The 22118-nt window shown below is 49.7% G+C and carries 19 protein-coding genes; 16 read left to right on the plus strand and 3 right to left on the minus strand.

The window, feature by feature from the left end; translation table 11 throughout:
• Positions 1-17 precede the first annotated feature (17 nt).
• The 12 genes from rffA (at position 18) to QMK47_RS09310 (ending at position 14930) form a co-directional block, all read left to right on the plus strand.
• Positions 18-1148, plus strand: a complete 1131-nt coding sequence (rffA, locus tag QMK47_RS09255; RefSeq protein ID WP_253472526.1) for a dTDP-4-amino-4,6-dideoxygalactose transaminase — start codon at positions 18-20, stop codon at positions 1146-1148.
• Positions 1145-2551, plus strand: coding sequence for a lipopolysaccharide biosynthesis protein (locus tag QMK47_RS09260; protein WP_253472529.1), 1407 nt, complete (start codon positions 1145-1147; stop codon positions 2549-2551). Before rffA ends, QMK47_RS09260 begins: the two co-directional genes overlap by 4 nt.
• A complete protein-coding gene (locus QMK47_RS09265) occupies positions 2552-3832 on the plus strand; it encodes a glycosyltransferase (RefSeq protein ID WP_320390068.1) in 1281 nt (426 codons plus the stop codon). It abuts the gene before it with no gap.
• Between the two features lie 61 nt (positions 3833-3893).
• The gene (locus QMK47_RS09270; RefSeq protein ID WP_253472535.1) at positions 3894-4853 is read left to right on the plus strand and encodes an EpsG family protein; all 960 of its coding nucleotides are present in this window, start codon (positions 3894-3896) and stop codon (positions 4851-4853) included.
• 118 nt (positions 4854-4971) lie between these two features.
• On the plus strand, positions 4972-6861 hold the full coding sequence (gene asnB / locus QMK47_RS09275) for an asparagine synthase (glutamine-hydrolyzing) (RefSeq protein ID WP_253478455.1): 1890 nt from the start codon (positions 4972-4974) through the stop codon (positions 6859-6861).
• A complete protein-coding gene (locus tag QMK47_RS09280) occupies positions 6858-7991 on the plus strand; it encodes a glycosyltransferase family 4 protein (protein ID WP_253472538.1) in 1134 nt (377 codons plus the stop codon). Before asnB ends, QMK47_RS09280 begins: the two co-directional genes overlap by 4 nt.
• A gap of 96 nt (positions 7992-8087) precedes the next feature.
• Positions 8088-9230 carry a glycosyltransferase family 4 protein gene (locus QMK47_RS09285; RefSeq protein WP_320390069.1) on the plus strand — a complete coding sequence of 381 codons (1143 nt, stop codon included), beginning with the start codon at positions 8088-8090 and terminating at the stop codon, positions 9228-9230.
• Entirely contained in the window at positions 9223-10179 is a 957-nt protein-coding gene (locus tag QMK47_RS09290; RefSeq protein WP_253472544.1) for a UDP-glucose 4-epimerase family protein, read from the plus strand. The genes QMK47_RS09285 and QMK47_RS09290 overlap by 8 nt, the downstream gene beginning before the upstream one ends.
• A 48-nt stretch (positions 10180-10227) precedes the next feature.
• Positions 10228-11244 carry an MraY family glycosyltransferase gene (locus QMK47_RS09295; RefSeq protein ID WP_253478458.1) on the plus strand — a complete coding sequence of 339 codons (1017 nt, stop codon included), beginning with the start codon at positions 10228-10230 and terminating at the stop codon, positions 11242-11244.
• 115 nt (positions 11245-11359) lie between these two features.
• Entirely contained in the window at positions 11360-13354 is a 1995-nt protein-coding gene (locus QMK47_RS09300; protein ID WP_253472547.1) for a polysaccharide biosynthesis protein, read from the plus strand.
• Positions 13355-13467: 113 nt separating this feature from the next.
• Positions 13468-13803: a ComEA family DNA-binding protein gene (locus QMK47_RS09305; RefSeq protein ID WP_253472550.1), complete on the plus strand. Its 336-nt coding sequence runs from the start codon at positions 13468-13470 to the stop codon at positions 13801-13803.
• Positions 13804-14069: 266 nt separating this feature from the next.
• Positions 14070-14930, plus strand: coding sequence for a class I SAM-dependent methyltransferase (locus QMK47_RS09310; RefSeq protein ID WP_253472553.1), 861 nt, complete (start codon positions 14070-14072; stop codon positions 14928-14930).
• Between the two features lie 322 nt (positions 14931-15252).
• Here the strand turns inward: QMK47_RS09310 and QMK47_RS09315 are convergent, their stop codons facing one another.
• A complete protein-coding gene (locus QMK47_RS09315; RefSeq protein WP_253472556.1) occupies positions 15253-16272 on the minus strand; it encodes an acyltransferase family protein in 1020 nt (339 codons plus the stop codon).
• 327 nt (positions 16273-16599) lie between these two features.
• Between QMK47_RS09315 and QMK47_RS09320 the strand changes: the two genes are divergently transcribed.
• Complete coding sequence (locus tag QMK47_RS09320) at positions 16600-17253, plus strand: GntR family transcriptional regulator (RefSeq protein ID WP_253472559.1); 654 nt, start codon at positions 16600-16602, stop codon at positions 17251-17253.
• Positions 17254-17268: 15 nt separating this feature from the next.
• The gene (locus QMK47_RS09325; protein ID WP_028236958.1) at positions 17269-18120 is read left to right on the plus strand and encodes an urea carboxylase-associated family protein; all 852 of its coding nucleotides are present in this window, start codon (positions 17269-17271) and stop codon (positions 18118-18120) included.
• Between the two features lie 153 nt (positions 18121-18273).
• Here the strand turns inward: QMK47_RS09325 and QMK47_RS09330 are convergent, their stop codons facing one another.
• Both QMK47_RS09330 and eat read right to left on the minus strand, forming a co-directional pair.
• Positions 18274-18441 carry a DUF2897 family protein gene (locus QMK47_RS09330; RefSeq protein ID WP_003183831.1) on the minus strand — a complete coding sequence of 56 codons (168 nt, stop codon included), beginning with the start codon at positions 18439-18441 and terminating at the stop codon, positions 18274-18276.
• A gap of 120 nt (positions 18442-18561) precedes the next feature.
• Positions 18562-19926, minus strand: a complete 1365-nt coding sequence (gene eat, locus QMK47_RS09335; protein WP_253472563.1) for an ethanolamine permease — start codon at positions 19924-19926, stop codon at positions 18562-18564.
• 391 nt (positions 19927-20317) lie between these two features.
• Between eat and kdpF the strand changes: the two genes are divergently transcribed.
• Entirely contained in the window at positions 20318-20407 is a 90-nt protein-coding gene (gene kdpF, locus QMK47_RS09340; RefSeq protein ID WP_063322338.1) for a K(+)-transporting ATPase subunit F, read from the plus strand.
• An 8-nt stretch (positions 20408-20415) separates the two neighbouring features.
• Positions 20416-22110, plus strand: a complete 1695-nt coding sequence (kdpA, locus tag QMK47_RS09345; RefSeq protein ID WP_320390070.1) for a potassium-transporting ATPase subunit KdpA — start codon at positions 20416-20418, stop codon at positions 22108-22110.
• The last annotated feature ends 8 nt before the right edge of the window (positions 22111-22118 follow it).

Here is a 22118-nt window from a genome sequence, read left to right on the forward strand (position 1 = left end):
ATTGATGAGAAAAAGCTATGATTCCTTTCAATAAACCACCATATACTGGCAATGAAGAAAAGCATGTCTTGTCTGCTATGCGCAGTGACAAAATATCAGGCGATGGATACTTTAGCGGTCTATGCCATCAATGGTTCGAAAGAGAGCTGCCTTGTAAAAAAGCCCTATTGACCCCCTCGTGTACGCATGCTTTGGAGATGGCTGCCATATTGGTGGATATTCAGCCAGGCGATGAAGTTATAATGCCAAGTTATACCTTTGTTAGTACAGCTAACGCTTTTGCTCTAAGGGGAGCAACCATCGTTTTTGTTGATATCAGACCTGATACAATGAATATTGATGAGAATCTTATTGAACAAGCTATAACAGAAAAAACAAAAGCTATTGTTCCTGTCCATTACGCTGGAGTTTCTTGTGAAATGGACATAATTATGGCCATTGCTGCGCGCCATAATATTTTTGTAATCGAGGATGCAGCACAAGGTCAAGGGGCGAGCTATAAAGGTCGTGCTCTAGGTAGTATTGGACATCTAGGGGCTTATAGTTTTCATGAAACGAAAAACTATACGAGCGGCGGCGAAGGAGGGCTATTAATAATCAACGATTCTCAGTTTGTTAATCGAGCTGAGATAATTCGTGAGAAAGGAACCAACCGTAGTCAGTTTTTCCGTGGAATGGTCGATAAATATAGCTGGGTAGATATTGGAAGTAGTTATTTGCCATCTGATCTTCAGGCCGCCTATCTTTGGGGGCAGCTAGAGGTTTCGGATACTATAAAGAAAGCAAGAATGGATGTATGGGTTAAATATAGCACAGGTCTCCAATCTTTGGAGAGGGATGGCTATATTACTCTCCCAACGGTGCCCTCTGAATGTGAGCATAATGCTCATATGTTTTATTTAAAGGTGGCTAATTTAGAAGTTCGAACTCAGCTGTTGAAGCATTTATCTGATGCCGGTGTTCATGCTGTTTTCCACTATGTGCCTCTTCACTCTGCGGCATGCGGGGAACGTTACAGTCGTTTCCATGGCAGGGACACTCAAACAACAAGCGGAAGTGAGCAGCTCATTCGGTTGCCCATTTGGTACGGGATATCTGAAGAAAATATTATTCAGATTATTGACGCCGTTCAGAGATTTTTTCGTTGAACGTAAGAACAGTTTTTATTTATGCCTCGGGAATCGGTTTCGGGGCAATACTTAGTCTCATCACGCTGCCTATACTCGCTTGGATGTTTTCTCCCGAAGATGTCGGGCGAGTCGCGTTATTTCAACTGTCGTTATCTCTAATAGTTGTTTTCTTCTCTTTTGGACTCGACCAGTCTTATGTTAGAAAATTCAATGAAGTGGATGATGCGACAGTTTTGGCAAGAGCGTGCATAGCGCCAGGTTTATTGTTGTTGCTATTTTCAATAATTGTTGCATGTTTTTACGCCGAAGAAATTTCCTTTCGCCTGTTTGATATTAAAGATTTTACGCTGTTCACTATTTTTTGTTTTTCGGCCATTATGTTGTATTTGGAGCGTTTTTTTTCCGTTTTTATTCGGATGAAAGAAATGTCTTTTGCCTATAGTATGACTAGGGTGCTTCCCAAACTTTTATTCTTGGTTCTTGTTGCTAGTCTATTTTTGTTTCCAGAAAAGAAAAGTTTTATCATTTTGTCTGGTATGCAAAGTATAAGCTGGTCGTTAGTTGTAATTATCATGCTTTTTTTTCTGAATGATAAATATATTTCGTTCAGATGTGAATTCTTGGAAAGCCAGAGGCTGAAGGAGCTAATCAGCTTTGGCTTTCCGTTAATGATAAGTGGAATCGCTTTTTGGGGATTGAATTTTATAGATAGAATAATGCTCAAGGAGTTTTCATCGTTGGCGCAGCTGGGTATTTATGCGGTGGCATCTACCTTGGCGGGAGCTGCAATCCTATTTCAACAAATTTTCACAACAATGTGGCATCCACTGATTTATAAATGGGTGTCAGAAGATTTAGCTGAAGGAAAGATGAAAGGAGTAGCCGACGCGGTCCAGGTATTCTCATTATTGCTAATTTGTCTAGCCGCTTTGTTTTCCTTCTTGATCAGCTATTTTCTTCCTGTTGAATACCTAACGGTTCAATTTTTACTACCTGCATGCTTGGTTCCGCCGCTCTACATGATGGTGACGGAAGTCACTGGGATCGGGATTAGTATCTCAAAAAAGACGAAATTCCTTCCTGTCATCACCATTATTTGTATGGCCGTAAATTTAAGCTTGAATTATTTTCTGATACCTTCATTTGGCGCTGGTGGCGCAGCAGCCGCTACGGCTATTTCCTTTTTTCTGTACTTAATACTTAAAACAGAAATGTCAAATTTTTTGTGGGTCTCGTTTTCAAATATAAAATTTTATGTGTGCTCGATACTAGTAATCCTGCTAAGTGCTTTTGGCGCCCTCTATGGTAATGAGTATGAGGCAGAAATACATGTCGCTTGGTTTGTGATCTTAATGATCTGTATTTTGAGCTATATCGGACAGATACAGCAATTTTATGTTTTGGCGAAAGGTCGCTTCTAAATGTTATTCGTTCATGGTTCTTTAGCAATCGGTGGAATTGAAACATTCTATGTGCGGATGGCTCAATGCAGAAAAAAGAAAGGATTGATGACTAAATTTTTAATTCTTTCACCTGAAAGTAAAAGTGATGCTGAGCTTGTGCGTCGAGCCAGAGAGTATGCGGATGTATATTTTCTGGATGAAATACTTTTGTTGCCGCTTCCGAGGCGTGCTGTTGTTTATCATTTTTCTTTGCTCTATCCGCTCCAATATTCGATGCTGAAAGAAATATTTGATGGGATTAGCAGTGCGCATGTTTCGAACGGATTTTGCGCCCATATGCTGATACGTTTAAGCGCAATCATAGGAAGGAGCTTACCTATCTCGATAGGTCTTTACCATTCCATGGAGTTTTCTTGGGGGGGGGGCTTGAAAAAATTACCTTTCTTCGAAAAAAACAATCGTCAAATATTTTTCTGTTTGCATAACGCACGTGGTTTGATTTTTTTTAACGAAAAGATGGTTGAACGTTATTCAACCATAACTGGAAAGGACTTCAGTGATGTTAGCTTGTTTCCTCTTGGAGTGGTTGACCAGTTAGCAAACCCCATCCCCAAAAAGTTCGGTGATGAACTGTCCATTTGTTCGGTGGGTCGTCTAGTGGAGTTTAAAGGGTATAATCTCTGGATGCTAGATGTAGTTAACAGTCTCCGAAAGTTGGGGGTTAAAGTTAGTTATAGTATCTACGGATATGGTCCTTTAGAAAACATAATGTCGGATAAGATAAAAGCGCTGGATCTGGAAGAGGTTGTGTCTCTTAAGGGAAGCCTTGAATATTCAGCTTTCACTGATGTGGTGTCGCAATTTGACGTTTTTGTGGGGTCAGGAACCGCTTTGGTTGAGGCTGCCGGATTGGGCGTTCCATCGCTGATCGGAATTGAGAATACCAATGAGCCTTCTACATACGGTTTTTTGAGTGAGTTGCCTGGTTTCTCTTATAATGAGGACGGGTTGTATCCTAAGAAAGATGTGGTAAAGATGTTTGTTGATTTTAATAATTACACGGAGGCTGAGAAACAGGCGTTAAGTGAGGCACACGTAGCAAAGTCGGCAATATTTTCTGTCGAGACGTGTGTGGAGAACTTTGCCAAGGTCAGTCCGGAACCCGTGTTGGATTCAAGTTTGATATCGAAGTCGCGCGTGCTTTATCGTCTGCTTTATACGGGCAGTTTTGTAGTGTACTCGTTTTTGTTAAGGCTTAAGGGACGGACGTTGAGTCAGACAGTAAGTACGGTTGAGTGACTGAGAAAATTATTGTCGGATAGTAAGAATTAGGAGAGTAGATATTTATTTCTCAATTAACATGTCTCGCTATTTATTGGCCTGTTTTATATTGGCGTTGATATTCGCTTTGGGCCTGGCTTCGCTGCCAGTTGATGCTTTTGTGGATAGAGAAAACTATCTGACATATGCTTCAAGTTCCGCGGAAATTTTTGAGCGAGGGAGCGGAGAGGGATGGCTTTATATTCTTACAAATGAGCCGGTATGGTTGTTGGTGAATGTCGCACTTTCGTTAGTGTTTGCTGATGAAACGGTGGTAAGACTTGTCGTATTTCTATCCGCATTCATAACTGCTTATCTATCCCTTAAGATTGATAGTAAGTACTTTTTGATCTTGTTGCTGTTTTTACTTTTGCCGCAAGTGATGAAAAATTATATTGTCCATCTCCGACAGGGTTTGGCCGTAGCTTTTTTTCTAATTGGATGGTTTTCAAGAGGTAAATGGGTTCGTAATCTGTTTATGCTCCTTACTCCTTTTGTTCACGCTTCGTTTTTCTTTGTGCTGGTTATTTACTACTGTAGTGTAATGTTGGCTCGGCTTAGATTTTCGTCAGGGTTGCGAATTATAACCTTTACGTTTGTTGGTTTAGGCGCCGCATCCGTTACTCTTTGGTTGGCTTCCAGTCTAGGGGCAAGGCAAGCAGAGGTTTACGGAGAAGGTAGTTTACAGATTAGCGGTTTGGGTTTTGTGTACTGGCTTACTATTGCCATACTATTTCTGCTGCAAGGGAAGAAGTTTCTTAACAGCAATAGTTTTCAGATGGGGATGCTTGTTTTTTATTTAGCTATATATTTTTTTCTACCCATATCAGCAAGGATTTTCGAGAGTTCTGTGCTTCTTGTGTTGATTTCCGGGCTTCGATTGACATCATGGCGGTTGTATCTGTATTTGTTGCTATTGTTGTTCTATTTCCTAATGCTATGGATTCCTAGACTTTCCCAACCTGGTTTTGGATGGGGAGTGGAAAATTATATAGGCTGAAATTGAGGGCGCGTGATATTTTAGTTGGTCGCGCACCGTGATTAATGCAACACTATTGCAATGTAATGGTCGAGCGCTTTATTATGCATCGCATGGTGATTTTAAGGACAAGAACCTAATGTGTGGGTTTTCCGGTTTTTTGACGTTAAAGGCGGATCTTGACGATTCTCCAGGGCTCTTGAGAAGAATGGGCGATGCTATTTATCACAGGGGACCTGATGATAACGGCGAGTGGTTCGACGGAAATGCGGGAATTGGTTTTTCTCACCGAAGATTGGCAATTATCGACGTTTCGGCTGCGGGGCATCAACCGATGGCTTCACCCTGCGACCGGTATGTCATTGCCTTTAACGGTGAAATCTATAATCACTTGGAACTTCGAAGCCGTTTGGCTAATGAAGGGCGTAGCTTTTGCTGGGCTGGGCACTCTGATACCGAAACATTGTTAGCCTGTTTTTCGGCATGGGGTATAGAAAGCACGCTTCGCGCGACGGTGGGAATGTTTGCGATCGCCTTATGGGATCGTGAAACTCGTGTCTTGACTCTGGCCCGTGATCGTATGGGTGAAAAGCCTCTTTACTGGGGGTGGCAAGATGGAGTGCTTTTGTTCGGTTCTGAGTTGAAGTGTCTTAAGGTGCATCCAGCATTCAAGGCTCAGATCAGCCGTAATGCATTGGCTCTTTTAATGCGTTATAACTATATTCCAGCGCCGTATAGTATCTATACAGGAATAGCTAAACTGTTGCCGGGTCATTATTTGCAGTTGTCAGCCGGGCCAATAAGTGAGGAAAGTCAGCCTATTCCCTTTTGGGAAATGAATGTTGCGGTCGAAGCAGGCATCGCGAATCCCTTTAATGGTACAGAGGAACAGGCCATTGATGCACTGGAGTCTGAGCTAGTTCAGGGGATTGGTAGGCAAATGTTAGCGGATGTACCGCTTGGCGCTTTTTTAAGTGGCGGTGTAGATAGCAGCACTATTGTTGCTCTGATGCAAAAGCAAAGCAGCCGTCCAGTCAAAACGTTCACAATCGGGTTTCACGAGTCAGGATATAACGAGGCTGAGCACGCGTTAGAGGTAGCTAGGCATCTGGGAACGGAACACACGGAAATATATATCCAATCCAGTGACGCCTTGGACGTAATTCCTCGCCTACCTGGGATCTACTCTGAGCCTTTTGCGGATAGCTCGCAAATTCCCACTTATCTCGTGAGCCATCTCGCCAAGCAGCAGGTGACTGTCGCCCTTAGCGGCGACGGCGGCGATGAGTTGTTTGGGGGGTATAATCCTTATCAGTTTGCTCCACGTATGTGGGGTGTGTTTGATCGTTTGCCTCTGTCGTTACGAGGCGCCGCAGCATCGGTTATGGGGCTTGCTCCTCTTCCAGGAAAAATGCAAAAGCTTTTAGAGGTTATGGGAGCGCCGGATCGCGAGGAGTTCTATCGTCGGCTACTTAGTCATTGGCAGCACCCAAACCAGCTGGTTTTGGGCGCTTTTGAGCCCCCTACATTGTTAAACTCAAAAAGTTCTTGGCCTTCAGTAGATAATTATCAAAATTGGATGATGGCCATGGATGCCAAAACCTATATGACTGATGACATTCTGGTGAAGGTGGATCGAGCCGCGATGGCAAACAGTCTGGAGACTAGAGTGCCAATGCTAGATCACCAGGTTGTAGAGCTGTCATGGCGTCTGCCGCTGAGTATGAAAATACGTGACGGGAAAGGTAAGTGGATACTCCGTGAAGTGCTATATCGTCACGTGCCTCGAGAAATGATAGAGCGTCCCAAAAAAGGATTTTCCGTACCTATTGCGTCTTGGTTGCGAGGCCCCCTCAGGGATTGGGCTGAAACACTGCTGCAGGAACAGCGTCTTAAAAAGGAGGGCTATTTTAATTCCACCATAGTTAGAAAAGCATGGAGTGACCACCTGACTGGCAAAGCGAATAATTCCACCAAGCTCTGGAGCATATTGATGTTTCAAGCATGGCTGGAGGCTCAGAGCTCATGAAAGTCATTCATGTCATCGTTGGATTAAATATTGGCGGTGCTGAACTTATGCTCTTGCGACTCTCTGAGTCGTTTAATAATGATATTGATCAAAATCATTCCATCATTTCATTAACTGATCTGGGTAGATTGGGAGCAGAACTTCGAGCGAGAGGACGAGACGTTACCACCCTGAATATGCGAGGCGCTCTTGATGTTCCAAGAGTGCTTTTTAATCTATATAAAATTTTTCGAAAAAATGCCCCCGATGTTGTTCAAACTTGGATGTATCATGCAGATTTGATTGGTGGTGTCGCTGCTAGATTAGCCGGCGTTCGTAATGTTATTTGGGGAATTCGTACCACTAATGTGAATAGCGGCGTTAGTAGAGTTACGGGATGGATTCGACAATGTTGTGCTATTTTATCTCATTTCGTTCCTAAATTGATCATCTGTGCTGCCAATGCATCTAGGGTCGAGCATGAGCGAATCGGCTACAACAGTGCGAAGATGATGGTCATTCCCAATGGATTCGATCCTGAGGTGCTAACGGCTTCGGTGCAGGAGCGGCAAGCTCTTCGCATAGCTGCTGGTTTTTCTCCAGAAGATTTGGTGGTGGGCAGTCTCGGCCGATATAATTTGGCGAAAGATCACGAAAATTTTATTTCGACAGCTTCGCTGTTGCTTGGCGATTATCCGAATGTCAAGTTTTTACTTGTTGGTCGTGATCTGACCTCTGAAAATAAACCATTAATGACATTGATTCGTTCGACCGGATACCCCGAGCGTTTCGTATTACTGGGCGAACGAAAGGATGTCCCCGTTTGCCTAAAGGCTATGGATATCTTTTGTCTGCATTCACGGACAGAGGGGTTTCCAAACGTATTGGGTGAAGCTATGACCATGGGATTGCCCTGCGTGGCGACGGATGTCGGAGATGCCGCATTCCTAGTCGGTGAGACAGGGATAGTGGTTGAGCCACAGAACCCTCGTGCCTTGGCTGAAGGATTGAAGTGTTTAATTTCGGCAGGAGACGTTTATCGTTCCGATTTGGGCCAAAAAGCACAGCTTCGGATCTATGAGCATTTCACAATGCGCTATGCCAAGTCTCGTTTCAGCGAGGCTTATAAGAAAATTTGCCCAGGGAAGTAATGCGTGTGATGTTTGGCGAGATGGTGCATCTTAAGCTATTCTTGACTTCGATTTTTTCAAAGCCACGCTGCCTCAAATCTAGCTGGATATACAGCAATGACAGATAAACTGCTGATGATTGTGAATGACCCTGCTTTTTTTATTTCGCACCGACTGGCAATTGCTGAAGCTGCAAAAGAGATGGGGTATGAGACGCACATTGCGACTATGGACGGCGAAGCTGTAAGCAGCATTACGGATAAAGGGTTTATTCATCACTTGTTGCCCCTTTCCCGAAGTGGAAGTAATCCGTTCAGTGAGTTGTTTTCTTTATTTTCTGTCTGGCGTCTGCTTTGGAAAGTAAAGCCGAAAATCCTGCATTTGGTTACGATCAAACCCGTAATTTACGGAGGAATCGCTGCACGCTTTGCGCCAGTGAAAGGGGTTGTCGCCGCAGTTTCAGGTCTCGGATTTGTATTCGTTTCCCAAGGGATTAAAGCCACTCTATTACGTAAAGTGGTGAATTTTTTCTATAAGCTAGCCTTGGGCAAAAAAAATCTACGCGTAATTTTCCAGAATCCGGATGATTGTGCTGTTCTGACAGGTTTTAGCATAGTAGATAGAAACAAGGCCGAGATGATCCGCGGGTCTGGTGTCGATCTGAATCTGTATTCGTTTATGCCAGAAAATATGTCTCAAACCCCCGTTGTCTGTTTCGCTGCCCGGCTGTTGCGGGACAAGGGAGTAATCGAATTTGTCGAAGCTGTGAAAATTCTTCAATTAAGGGGAATTGCTGCCCGGTTTCAGATTGTCGGTGATGTCGATCTTGGAAATCCGGCGACCATTACTCCTGCGGAAATTGCGACTTGGCGGGACGAAGGAATCATCGAGTTATTAGGCTATCGTAAGGACATTGGAGAGTTGTTCACCAATGCCAATATTGTAACGTTGCCCTCCTATCGCGAAGGGCTACCTAAGGTTTTAGTTGAGGCTGCTGCATGTGGCCGGGCGGTCGTTACTACAGACGTTCCTGGTTGCCGTGACGCGATCGATCCCAATGTTACGGGCTTGCTTGTCCCAGTACGAGATGCTATGGCTTTGGCCGATAGTCTTGAAGAGCTGATCCAAAACGCTGAGGTTCGACAGAGGATGGGAATTGCGGGTCGAGCGTTGGCGGAAAGAGCATTTAATATAAAAAAAATAGTACAGCAACATCTGGATATTTATTCAAAGTTAGAGCGAGCGTCTAATTGTGAGTGAGAAAGTTCTCGTCACCGGAGCAAACGGATTTGTCGGTTCTGCGCTGATTAAACTATTGTTATCTCATGACAAACAAGTGGTAGCGCTTGTCCGACAGAATACTATAGATTTTCCAGCGGACGTTCAGACTGCAATTTTACCTGAAACCGGTATGATCTCCGATTCGGTTATGAATGGTGTTCGATCGCTTGTTCATTGTGCCGCACGTGTTCATATCATGAACGATAGCTCAAGTGATCCACTGGCTGATTTTCGTAAGGTAAATGTGAGCTTTACTCTTGATTTGGCGCGTAAGGCAGCTGTAGCTGGAGTGAAGCGATTCATTTTTTTAAGCTCCATAAAAGTTAATGGGGAGGCCACTGTCCCTGGCTGCCCATACCAAGCGGATGATACTCCGGCACCGATAGATCCATATGGCATTTCAAAAATGGAGGCAGAGCAAGGATTAAAACGTATCGCCGAAGAGTCTGGAATGGAGGTTGTTATTATTCGTCCGGTTTTAGTATACGGCCCAGGAGTAAAGGCAAACTTCCGTAGCATGATGAGTTGGTTGAGTCGTGGTATTCCCTTGCCGCTAGGTGACATTCGAAACAAACGAAGCCTGGTCTCTCTGGGTAATTTGGTAGACTTGATTCTGGTCTGCCTGGATCATCCAAAAGCAGCAAATCAAATATTTATGGTTAGTGATGGTGAGGATGTTTCCACTACTGAGCTATTGGTACGGATGGGGAAGGCTTTGGAAAAAAAAGCTGTGTTAATTCCCATGCCACCAGTTGTTTTGAATATAGGCGCTGCCTTGCTCGGGCGCAGGGATATAGCCCTTAGGCTTAACGGTTCGCTTCAGGTTGACATTAGAAAAACTTGCGAGCTATTGGACTGGCGTCCTGTTGAGAGCTTGGATGAAGGCCTGCGGAAGGCTGCTAGGGATTTCAAGTCAAATGCAGTTTAGTTATTTTTTACCTCTCAGCGGAAGATGCTTGCGGATGGAGTTTTGATGATGGTCCTGCTTTTTTCCTTGCTGCTAGTTGCTCTTGGGTCGCTGTTTTTAACGTCGCTTTTAAGACGCTACGCATTAAGCCGTAGTCTAATTGATATTCCTAACGCCCGGAGTTCTCATTCAATTCCTACTCCTCGGGGGGGCGGAGTTGCTATTGTATTGTGCTTTTTGGTAGCTATGCCTCTTTGGGGAGGCGATGAGCTATCCTGGAACGCTGTCTTGGCGATGTTCGGGGCGGGAGCCGGCGTCGCTATACTTGGTTTTCTTGATGATCATGGACATATCGCCGCACGTTGGCGACTCTTGGGGCATTTCAGTGCCGCTGCCTGGGCATTGTTCTGGCTAGGAGGCGGATTGCCTGTTATGGATATCATGGGCATGACGGTGGATTTTGGCTGGGCAGCTTACCTCTGCGCCGGTCTATTTCTGGTCTGGATGCTCAACCTCTACAATTTCATGGACGGTATCGACGGCATCGCTAGCATTGAAGCGATTTGCGCTTGCTTGGGAGCTTGTCTGCTCTATTGGTTAGGCGGCTTTGAAACGTTGATCGTGGCTCCCCTGGTACTCGCGATGGCGGTGGCAGGTTTTCTGTATTGGAATTTCCCACCTGCCCGTATCTTCATGGGCGACGCAGGAAGCGGCTTTCTTGGCATCACCCTGGGAGTGCTTTCTCTGCAGGCGGCTTGGGTTTCATCCAATCTGTTATGGGTTTGGCTCATCCTGCTCGGTGTTTTTATCGTTGATGCAACCGTCACCTTGATACGGCGCTTGCTACGGGGTGACAAAGTCTACGAAGCTCATCGTAGCCATGCCTATCAGTTTGCTTCGCGTCATTATGGGCGACACCTGCCGGTGACGTTGGCAGTCGCTGCGATCAACGTATTCTGGCTGCTACCTCTGGCTGCAAGCGTCGTATTGTGGAACATTGATGGGGCGTTGGCGTTAATTGTGGCTTACGTGCCGTTAGTGGTGATTGCCATCAAGTTCCATGCCGGCGAGCTTGAGAAGGCCTGATATCAAGGCAAGGTTGGCGTTTTTCGGTTATCGATTGTCCAACGGACGATCATGTAACGGCGTTCATCAGGAATGGATTAGTTTTCAGGAGCTGGCCAAGGTGCGGGAAGGGTCCATGGGTAAATTAAGAACAGCGTTATTGGGGTTGCCAAGACGCCATAAACGCACAATTCAAGTGGCCACTGATGTCATTCTGGTCTGGATCGCCCTGTGGCTGGCGTTTGTCGTTCGGCTGGGGTTGGAGGCGCTGGCCAGTCCGGTCGAAACCCACCTCTGGCTTTTTGCATCTGCTCCCCTGATCGCTATCCCGATTTTCATACGCTTCGGTATGTATCGTGCTGTCATGCGTTATTTCGGCAACGATGCGCTGATCACTATCTGCAAGGCGGTCAGTCTTTCGGCGTTACTGTTGGCCTTGGTGGTGTATTGGTACAGTAACCATAAAACCGTGGTACCGCGCTCTATTATCTTCAATTACTGGTGGTTGAGCCTGATCATGATCGGTGGGCTTCGCCTGATGATGCGCCAGTACTTCCTGGGTGACTGGTTCACCGCAGCTCAACATGTACCATTTACCAATCGTGACGATGGTCTGCCCAAGGTTGCCATTTATGGTGCCGGGGCAGCGGGTAACCAACTCGTGGCGGCATTGCGTATGGGGAGAGTCATGCGGCCGGTCGCGTTCATAGACGATGACAACAGCATCGCTGACCGTGTGATTGCAGGATTGCAGGTCTATCAACCTAAACACATACAAAGAATGATTGATGCTACGGGGGCACAGGAAATATTGCTGGCCGTCCCGTCCTCTTCACGCGGTCGTCGTCGGGAGATTCTGACACTGCTTGAGGGTTTTCCCCTTCATGTACGTAGCGTCCCCGGTTTTATGGATCTGGCCAGTGGTCGAGTCAAGGTCGATGATATCCAGGAGGTAGACATTGCCGACCTCCTAGGGCGTGATCCCGTGCCGGCACAAGCCGATCTGCTTGAGCATTGCATCACAGGCCAGTCGGTTCTGGTTACCGGCGCCGGCGGTTCGATAGGCTCAGAACTTTGTCGGCAAATCTTGGCGCTCAAGCCAACTACATTGCTGCTTTTCGAGCATAGCGAATTCAATCTCTACAGTATTTTGTCCGAACTGGAACCGCGTATTGCCCGGGAGTCATTGTCTGTTCGGCTGTTGCCAATCCTGGGGTCGGTGCGCAATCAAGAGAAGTTGCTGGACGTGATGAAGACTTGGAATGTCGACACGGTTTATCACGCAGCAGCTTATAAGCATGTGCCTATGGTCGAGCACAATATTGCCGAAGGTGTTCTGAACAACGTAATCGGAACGCTGAATACCGCACAGGCTGCGTTGCAGTCTGGTGTGTCAAACTTCGTCCTGATCTCCACTGATAAGGCCGTGCGCCCGACAAATGTGATGGGCAGTACCAAGCGGCTTGCTGAATTGACCCTGCAGGCGCTAAGTCGGGAGCTGGCTCCGGTATTGTTCGGTGACCAAGCGAATGTCTCACGTGTCAATAAAACTCGATTTACCATGGTCCGGTTTGGCAATGTGCTGGGTTCGTCTGGCTCGGTCATTCCGTTATTTCATAAACAGATCAAATCTGGCGGGCCGCTGACTGTTACGCATCCAAAAATCACACGCTATTTCATGACTATCCCCGAGGCTGCTCAGTTGGTGATCCAGGCGGGCTCCATGGGGTTGGGAGGGGATGTGTTTGTGTTGGATATGGGCGAGCCGGTGAAGATCGTCGAATTGGCGGAAAAGATGATTCATTTGTCCGGCCTGAGCGTTCGGTCGGAAAAAAATCCCCACGGCGACATCTCGATCGAGTTTACGGGCCTGCGCCCAGGCGAGAAGCTTTATGAGGAGTTGTTGATAGGCGACAACGTGGTGGCAACCCAGCACCCGATGATCATGAGTGCCAATGAGGACCACTTGCCGTGGGATGTGCTCAAGGCCGGGCTGGCTGAATTGCTGGCTGCTATCGAACGTGATGATTACGCGAGAGTTCGTCAATTGCTTCGTGACACTGTCTGCGGCTATACCCCGGACGGGGAGATTGTCGATTGGATCTATCAGCAGCGTCGCCTGGAACCTTGATTTTTACACAAGCTGTAACGTAGCCATTTTTGACAGCCGTCAATCATCGCCTAAGTTTGAGGGGCAGCTTCGGAAAAGCTGCTTTCTCTTAACGATGTCATGGAGCGTCACTTATGCGTACAGGCTATTTCTACTCTCTGGTCTTTGCTTTTCTCACCAGCGCTTCAATAGCTGCCATCGCTGCGCCTGGGATCAAACCCGAGATGACGGCAGCGCCGCAGATTATTGAACAGCGGGGAGAACAACAAAACGCCAAGGTAGATCTCAACGAGGCGGATGCCGCTACGTTGCAACGAGAATTGATAGGAATAGGCAAGGCCAAGGCCGAGGCGATTGTTGCATATCGTTCGAATAATGGCGCTTTCGCCTCTGTGGACGAGCTGCTGGAAGTCAAGGGAATTGGTAAGGCGATCCTGGACAAAAATCGTGACAAGCTGGAAGTGAACTGAAATGTGATCATGAAGAAGGCCAGTTGAGAAGACTGGCCTTTTTGCGTTCTGGCCAATGGGAACTGCTTTGGATAATGCGGGTCACTTATAGTCACGATGCTGGGTTGCGGTTGTGGCAGGTTATGTGGAAGCGATAGTACCCAGCCTTGGAACGGCACCTGACGGCTGCGGGGACGTCGAGTGAAGCAGCTTACTGTTTTTGTTCGTTGGCAAGTCTAATGTGAGCTTGAAACCAAGCTTCAATTACTACTCCAAGGATGATTTCGATGACTGAATCTATTACAGAGAAGACTCATAGCGAAGAGATGACAAGCGGAGAACGATTTGCCTTTGGGGCAAACTGGTCAAACTTCCTAACGGTACTGAACGAGGATCGTATTCAACAGGCCATAGAGAGTCTCAAGACCATGCTTGGAGTCGAGACGCTGGATGGTAAGAGATTTCTTGATATCGGTAGCGGCAGCGGTCTATTTTCATTAGCCGCGAGGCGTCTTGGAGCAAGTGTCGTCTCGTTTGATTATGATCCCCAGTCAGTCGCTTGTACCAATGAGTTGCGTAATAGATTTTACAAAGGCGATGAGCGCTGGGAGGTCAGGACCGGCTCAGTTCTTGATACTTTATTTTTGCGCAGCTTGGGAAGTTTCGATATCGTTTATTCTTGGGGGGTTCTGCATCATACCGGCGATATGTGGACCGCCTTGCGAAATGCGGAGCGAAGCGTTTCCAGTGAGGGACGGATTTTTATAGCGATCTATAATGAACAAGGTTTTTATACTCGTTATTGGACCTTTGTTAAGCGCAATTATGCTAAGTACAATTTTATACGTCCTGTTTTCATTTTGATCCATGGTGTTTACCCAACTTTCCCAAGGTTGCTACTTAGGTTCGTGCGCCGTCGGAAGTATAATCGTGGGATGAGCATCTGGTACGATCTGCTTGACTGGCTGGGTGGATATCCCTTCGAGGTTGCCACGCCGGAAAAAATATTTGAGTTTTACAAGGAGCTAGGTTACCAATTGCTGAAGTTGAAAACTGTGGGAGGTAGACTGGGTTGCAATGAATTTGTTTTTGAACGCATCAAGCCGGTTCAAGAGAGCGGTGGAGTATCAATGGCTCGCGATGCTTGATTGTTTTGATCCAATGCTGAAAGAGATGCGTTATTTTTGTATCTCTTTCATTTTTTCTTGTTGTTTTTTTAATTTTAATATCGTCTGATTAAGAAATAATAACGGATCCAAAGTATGTGCACCTTAAACCCCACTCATGACAAGGTGGACTACGTTTATTTGGTATCTCCGGTGAGCTGTTCAACGGCAGCGCGGGTTTGTATTCTCCTACGACGAGGTAAGTGGTAATCGTCTCCAAGACAGGATGCATTTTTGGTATCTCAGGAGGGCAATCAAAAGTTGACTGTCCTCCAAGCTTGCAGAGATTATATTGCAAATTAAGCTAGGGTGTGATTGGTTTTTGAACCGTCTTTTTTGACGTTGATTTGACGAACCTTGAAATAGGCCTCTCAATAAATGTAAAGCTGGCCCACGATACCGCAAGAATGCTGACGATAATCAAGGAGAAAGTTAGCGTTTCGTCTAAATTAAAACGTATCTGAATTGCCATCCAGCAGCACATAATCAATACGTGGCATAGATAAGTTGAGTAGGACCAGTCGCCAAGTTTAGTGATCCACCCCAGCTTATCGAACAATTTCTCCTTGGAAATCGCGGCAATAACTATCAGGGCGCAGGCTATACCGAACGTCCAAGGATTATGCGTCACTGGTCCAAAATGAACTAGCATCCAGCCAGCAGTTATCGTCAATGCAACAGCGGCCAAAGAGTTTAAACGCTGTATGAGTCCGATTTTGTAGGCGAGTGCTATCGCTATGCCAATTAAAAACTCATAGATTATTTTGTTTTCATAAAATTTAAAGTTGCTGCCGAGTTTGGTTGAGAAGTTTTGTAAAACAATTATGCCAATAAAGAGCCCAGGCAGCCTGAACGATTTTGGAAGGAAGAGGCAGAGAAGGAATACTGTATAGAAAATCATTTCATAATTCAGCGTCCAGCCAACGGTTAGGAGAGGGAATAAGCCTATCCCTGAAGGGTTTTGTGCAGGTATGAAAAATAAGCTTTTAAGAAGAAATATTGGTTCGAACTGAGTAAGGGGTATAAAGGTTGGTGCTGTAAGTAATATTTCGGATGATATTAATGTAAATAACCAATAGGCGGGTACAATTCTCGAGAGGCGATGCATTGCAAATGTAGTGGGTGTTATGTTCTTTTCGAATGCCGATAGGTAGATGACAAAACCGCTAATTATGAAAAATAGATCGACGCCAATATTTCCATATAGGTGCAGGGCTGTGGGCAAAGGGCCTGTTAATTGGTTGTTCTGTACAATTTGCAAGTAGTGGTGGAATACAACTAGCCAAGCGGCGAGGGTTCTGAGTGCTTGAATTGAATTTAGCATTGTCTTGTCGCTTGAAAAAATAGTAATTATACCTAAGTTAACGTTTGTGTGGCGGGTAAATTGTGCAGGTTTAGTCGGTGCGACCTGTCCAGCTATTGACTCCAGGTAGACGGCGTTGCTTACGTCGCGACTGCGCGGAATTTCGTTTCACAGTTCAGAAAAAATACTAAGCGCCATATCGCACATAGCCCATAGCACAAGCTAACGAGCCCATCGCTGTGCAGCTATGCGCGAGCTTATCGAAGGACGCTAGGGGGCAGTATCACTTGGCATGAAACGTGATTGTTCACTACCAGTAGATTGTTGAACAATTCTGAGGCGCAGAGCATGACCGACGGACCTTCCTTAGCTGACCAAATTACCCTGGAACTGCGCGCCGACATCATCGGCGGCCGCCTGCTGCCAGGCATGGCGCTGGTGGAGAACAACCTGGTCTCGGCCTACAACGCCTCCCGCAACACCATCCGCGAAGCGTTACACCGCCTGGGCCAGGAAGGGTTGACCCGTTACGTGCGCAACAAAGGCGTGATGGTCCGCAGGTTAGGTGTCGATGATGTACGAGATCTGTTCAAGGTCCGTCGCACCTTGGAGCTTCAAGCCATCTTGGGCAGCCAGCCATTGCGCGAGTATCAGTCCGACCGGATGCTCGAAGCTCTCGAGGCTGCGGATTTGGCTCGCGAGCGTGAAGACTGGCGTTCGGTTGGTACCCATGGCCTGGCGTTCCATCAGCACATCGTCGGATTGATGCGCAGTCCATTACTTGATGAGTTTTTCACCAATGTGGTTGCACAACTGCGCCTGGTATTTAGCTCCGCGCCCGATGAGGCGCGTTTCCAAGCACCGTGGCTAGCGCGTGACCGCTATATCCACGATTGCCTGGCCGAGGGCGACAAGCTTGTGGCCTACGAAGCGATGAGTCTTTACCTCGACGATTCCGAGCAACTGCTTCTGCAACTGCTAACGCCCACCCATCACCACTGATCAAGGACCCGCGCCATGTACAAAGATTACCCAGCCGCCTACCAGGTCAGCAAAGGCTCAGCCCTGCAAGTGGACAAACCCTTCTACGACCGCATCCGCACCCAGCAGGACAAACGCACCTTGATCGAACAGTTCGAGGTACCCATCCGCACTGGCCGCGCTTGGCACGTACCTGCCGGTCATGTGTTCCGCGTCACGACCCCGGTAGGCCCGCAGGTGGGGGACTTCAACGTCTGGAATGCCCACGATCCACGGGAACGCTTGTGGGCAGCGCGCACGCGCCAGCTTCAAGGCGCCCACGTCAGCACCCATGATCGGTTGTGGTCGAACCTGCCATTCCTGCGGCCCTTGGTGACCATCACCGATGACAGCCTGGCCGGTTATGGCATTGATGAGCATGGTGGCCGACTGCACGATCTGCTGGGTACGCGCTGTGATCCCTATGTGAACAAGATGCTGACTGGCGAGGATTTTCATCATCACTGCCATTCGAACCTGACCCGTGCTGTGTTGCCCCACGGCCTGACGGAATTCGATGTGCATGACGTGCTGAATATTTTCCAGTGCACGGGGCTTAATCATGACGACATGTACTTCATGAAGGCCTGTCCGGCGCAGAAGGGCGATTACCTGGAGTTTTTTGCCGAGATCGATCTGTTGTGCGCCCTGTCCACTTGCCCGGGTGGTGACTTGTCGCTGGCGATGTGGGGGCCGGATGCGCAGGATCCCCTTAGCGTCTGTCGTCCGCTGGGGGTTGAGATCTATCGGTTGGAAGATTCATTGCTGGAGGGCTGGAGCCAGCCTGAGCGGGCGGCGTACAAGGGGCTGCATGGCTTGCATATCGCCAAGGCGGATTGGGAAAAGTGATGCAGCAGGCGCTGGCTTTGTAGGAGCTGGCGAAGCCTGCGATCTTTTGATCTTCGCTCCAGACTCAATTTATAGGAGAAAGATCGCAGCCTCGTTGCACTCGACAGCTCCTACAGACCCAGCGGGAGCAAGCTCCCTCGCCACACAAGCAGCTCAACGATCCTTGGCCTCCTTCGCATCCATTTCCGCATTGCGCTCGGCAACGCGCTTGCGTTGCTCATCGGTCAGCTCGACCTTGTTGGCGGTGTCGCGCAGCATCATCAGACCACCAACGATCGAGCCGATTGCAACAATCAGAATCAACCAGGCATACCAGGGCATAGGGTTCTCCTTGAGGGGGCGATGGACGGACGAACATTTCGCCGATCCATCGCACCTACCACTTATGAGCGAAGGTTGCTCGCAGTGGTTCAATACTACGCCCGTTCGGCCAGCTTCACCTCAAAGCCCGGTCAGCATCGCATCGGCGGGAGCGTCTGCGCGCAGTTGTGCGGTGAGGATGAAGTAGACGAAACCCACCGCCATGAAGCCGAGGAAGATCAGCCCGATCAGCGCGTTGAACCAGGCCATTGCTACCAGGCACACCACTGCCAGCACCAGGGCGATGCCCGGCACGATCGGATAGCCCGGTGCGCGGAAAGTACGTTCCAGGTTGGGTTCGGTTTTACGCAATTTGAACAGGCTGAGCATGCTCATGATGTACATGACGATGGCGCCGAACACGGCCATGGTGATCATCGCCGCAGTCAGGGTCATGCCGCCGAGGTTGATCAGGCCGTCGCTGTAGATTGCGGCAATGCCGATCACTCCACCGGCGATGATGGCCCGGTGCGGGGTCTGGAAGCGTGACAGTTTGGCCAGGGAGGCGGGCAGGTAACCGGCGCGGGCCAGGGCGAAGAACTGCCGCGAGTAGCCAAGGATGATGCCGTGGAAACTCGCCACCAGGCCGAACAGGCCGATCCACACCAGCATGTGCAGCCAGCCGGAGCTTTCGCCGACCACGGTTTTCATGGCTTGGGGCAGGGGATCGTTGATGTTCGACAGGGTGCGCCAATCGCCGACGCCGCCGGCCAGGAACATGACGCCCATCGCCAGGAACACCAAGGTCAGGATGCCGCTGATGTAGGCCTTGGGAATCGTGCGTTTCGGGTCCTTGGCTTCTTCGGCGGCCATGGCCGCGCCTTCGATGGCCAGGAAGAACCAGATGGCGAAGGGAATCGCGGCAAACATGCCGGCGATGGCCGGTGCACCGAACACATCGGAACCGGCCCAGCCGTTCAGGGCAAAGCTGCTGAAACTGAACGCCGGGGCCACGACGCCCATGAACACCAGCAGTTCGACCACCGCCAAGATGCAGACGATCAGCTCGAACGTCGCGGCCAGCTTGACCCCGAGGATGTTCAGGCCCATGAACACGATATAAGCGCCGACCGCTGCGTGTTTCGGGTCCAGGGCCGGGAACTGCACGTTCAGGTAGGCGCCGATGGCCAGGGCAATGGCCGGCGGGGCGAAGACGAATTCGATCAGCGTCGCCAGGCCGGCAATCAACCCGCCTTTCTCGCCGAAGGCGCGACGGCTGTAGGCAAACGGCCCGCCGGCATGGGGAATGGCGGTGGTCAGTTCGGTGAAGCTGAAAATGAAGCAGGTGTACATGGCCGCCACCATGAAGGACGTCACCAGAAAGCCCAGTGTCCCGGCCACGCCCCAGCCGTAGCTCCAGCCGAAATACTCGCCGGAAATCACCAGGCCGACGGCAATACCCCATAAATGCAGGGTGCCCAGGGTGGGTTTGAGTTGTGTGTTCATCGGTGGCTCCCCTCGATCAATAGCAAAAGCGCTGGGGAGGGGCAGTGCAGTGGGCGTGCCAGTGTGGCGAGGGCGGTCGTAATGGATGAAATCGTGTCGTATCGGGGATGTTCCCTGCCGGATGGCTGGGTTTTGTGCCCCAGTTCAGAGCATTGGTGCCTGGGCTGGCCTTATCGCGAGCAAGCTCGCTCCCACTAAGAGCCTTCAGTGGACATTCTTTATTCACAACAGATCCCATGTGGGAGCGAGCTTGCTCGCGATAAGGCCACCCCAGCCAACATTTTTTACGGATTCTTTACCCCCTAGCACGGCTCTCGATCTCGCTCCTTTACAGCCTCCCTGCCGACAATCACTCCACACACGGCACGACGCCGTACCACGGAGAAATCCCATGAATGTTCTGGACGGGGTGTCGCTGCTGCTGGCAGGGGCGCTGTTCATTTATCTGCTGGTTGCGCTGTTGCGCGCCGATCGGAACTAGGAGCGGCTATGCACGGTTATGACTACGGGCTGATCCTCGCCTTTTTCGCCCTGGTGCTGATTCCGGCACCGTTTCTGGGGCGTTTTTACTACCGGGTGATGGAAGGCCAGCGTACTTGGCTTTCGCCGATCCTCGGCCCGGTGGAGCGCGGTTGCTATCGCCTGGCGGGTGTCGATTCCACCGCTGAGCAGAGCTGGCAGAAATACACCCTGGCCTTGCTCGCGTTCAACCTGGCGGGTTTTGTGTTGCTGTTCGCCATTCTGCTGCTGCAGGGATATCTGCCGCTCAATACCGAGCAACTGCCCGGCATGGAGTGGACCCAGGCTTTCAACACGGCCGTGAGTTTCATGACCAACACCAACTGGCAGTCCTACAGCGGTGAAGCGTCCCTGAGCTACCTGAGCCAGATGGTCGGCCTGACCGTGCAGAACTTTGTCAGTGCCGCCACCGGCCTGGCCGTGCTCGTGGCGCTGTGTCGCGGTATCGGGCGCAAGTCCGCTGCGACGCTGGGTAATTTCTGGGTCGACATGACCCGCGCCACCCTCTACGGGCTGTTGCCGTTGTGCCTGCTGCTGGCGTTGTTCCTGGTCTGGCAGGGCGTGCCGCAGACCTTTGCGCATTATGTGCACGGGCTCACAATGCAGGGCGCCGACCAGGTCATCCCGTTGGGGCCGGCCGCCAGCCAGATCGCGATCAAGCAACTGGGCACCAACGGTGGCGGTTTCTTCGGCGTCAACTCGGCGCATCCGTTCGAAAACCCGACGGCCTGGAGCAACCTGTTCGAAGTCGCTTCGATCATCCTGATTCCCGCCGCGTTGGTGTTCACCTTCGGCCATTACGTCAAGGACCTGCGCCAGAGCCGGGCGATCATCGCCTGCATGCTTGCCTTGTTCCTGATTGGCGGTGCCACGTCGCTGTGGGCCGAATACCAGCCGAACCCGGCCCTGAACAACCCGGCCGTCGAGCAAACCGCGCCGCTGGAAGGCAAGGAAGCACGCTTCGGCACCACCGCCACGGTGCTGTGGTCAGTGACCACCACGGCGGCTTCCAACGGTTCGGTCAACGCCATGCATGACAGCCTCAACCCACTCAGTGGCATGGTTGCGCTGGTGAATATGATGGTCGGCGAGGTGATCTTCGGCGGCGTCGGGGCCGGGCTCTACGGGATGTTGTTGAACGTGCTGATCGCGGTGTTCCTGGCTGGTTTGATGATCGGTCGCACCCCGGAATACCTGGGCAAGAAGCTGGGCGCCCGGGAGGTGCAACTGTTGGTGGCAACCCTGCTGGTGATGCCTGTCAGCGTGCTGGTGCTGGGGGCCGTCGCCGCAAGCCTGCCCGGACCGGCCGCAGCGGTGAGCAATCCGGGTGCCCATGGTTTCAGCCAGTTGTTGTACGCCTACACCTCGGCGGGGGCGAACAACGGTTCGGCATTTGCCGGGTTCGGCGCCAACACACCTTTCCACAACCTGATGCTGGGCCTGGGGATGTTGATCGGCCGGTTCGGCTACATCCTGCCGGTGTTGGCGTTGGCCGGCAGCCTGGCCTTGAAGAAGACCGCGCCGATTGGCCAGAACAGCTTCCCCACCCACGGCCCGCTGTTCGTGACCTTGTTGACCGTGACCATCCTGCTGGTGGGCGGCTTGACCTTCCTGCCGACCCTGGCGCTGGGGCCGATTGCCGAACACCTGAGCATGGGCTTCTGAGGACCTGA

This window comes from Pseudomonas sp. P9_35, from assembly GCF_034008205.1.
Classification (GTDB): domain Bacteria; phylum Pseudomonadota; class Gammaproteobacteria; order Pseudomonadales; family Pseudomonadaceae; genus Aquipseudomonas; species Aquipseudomonas kilonensis.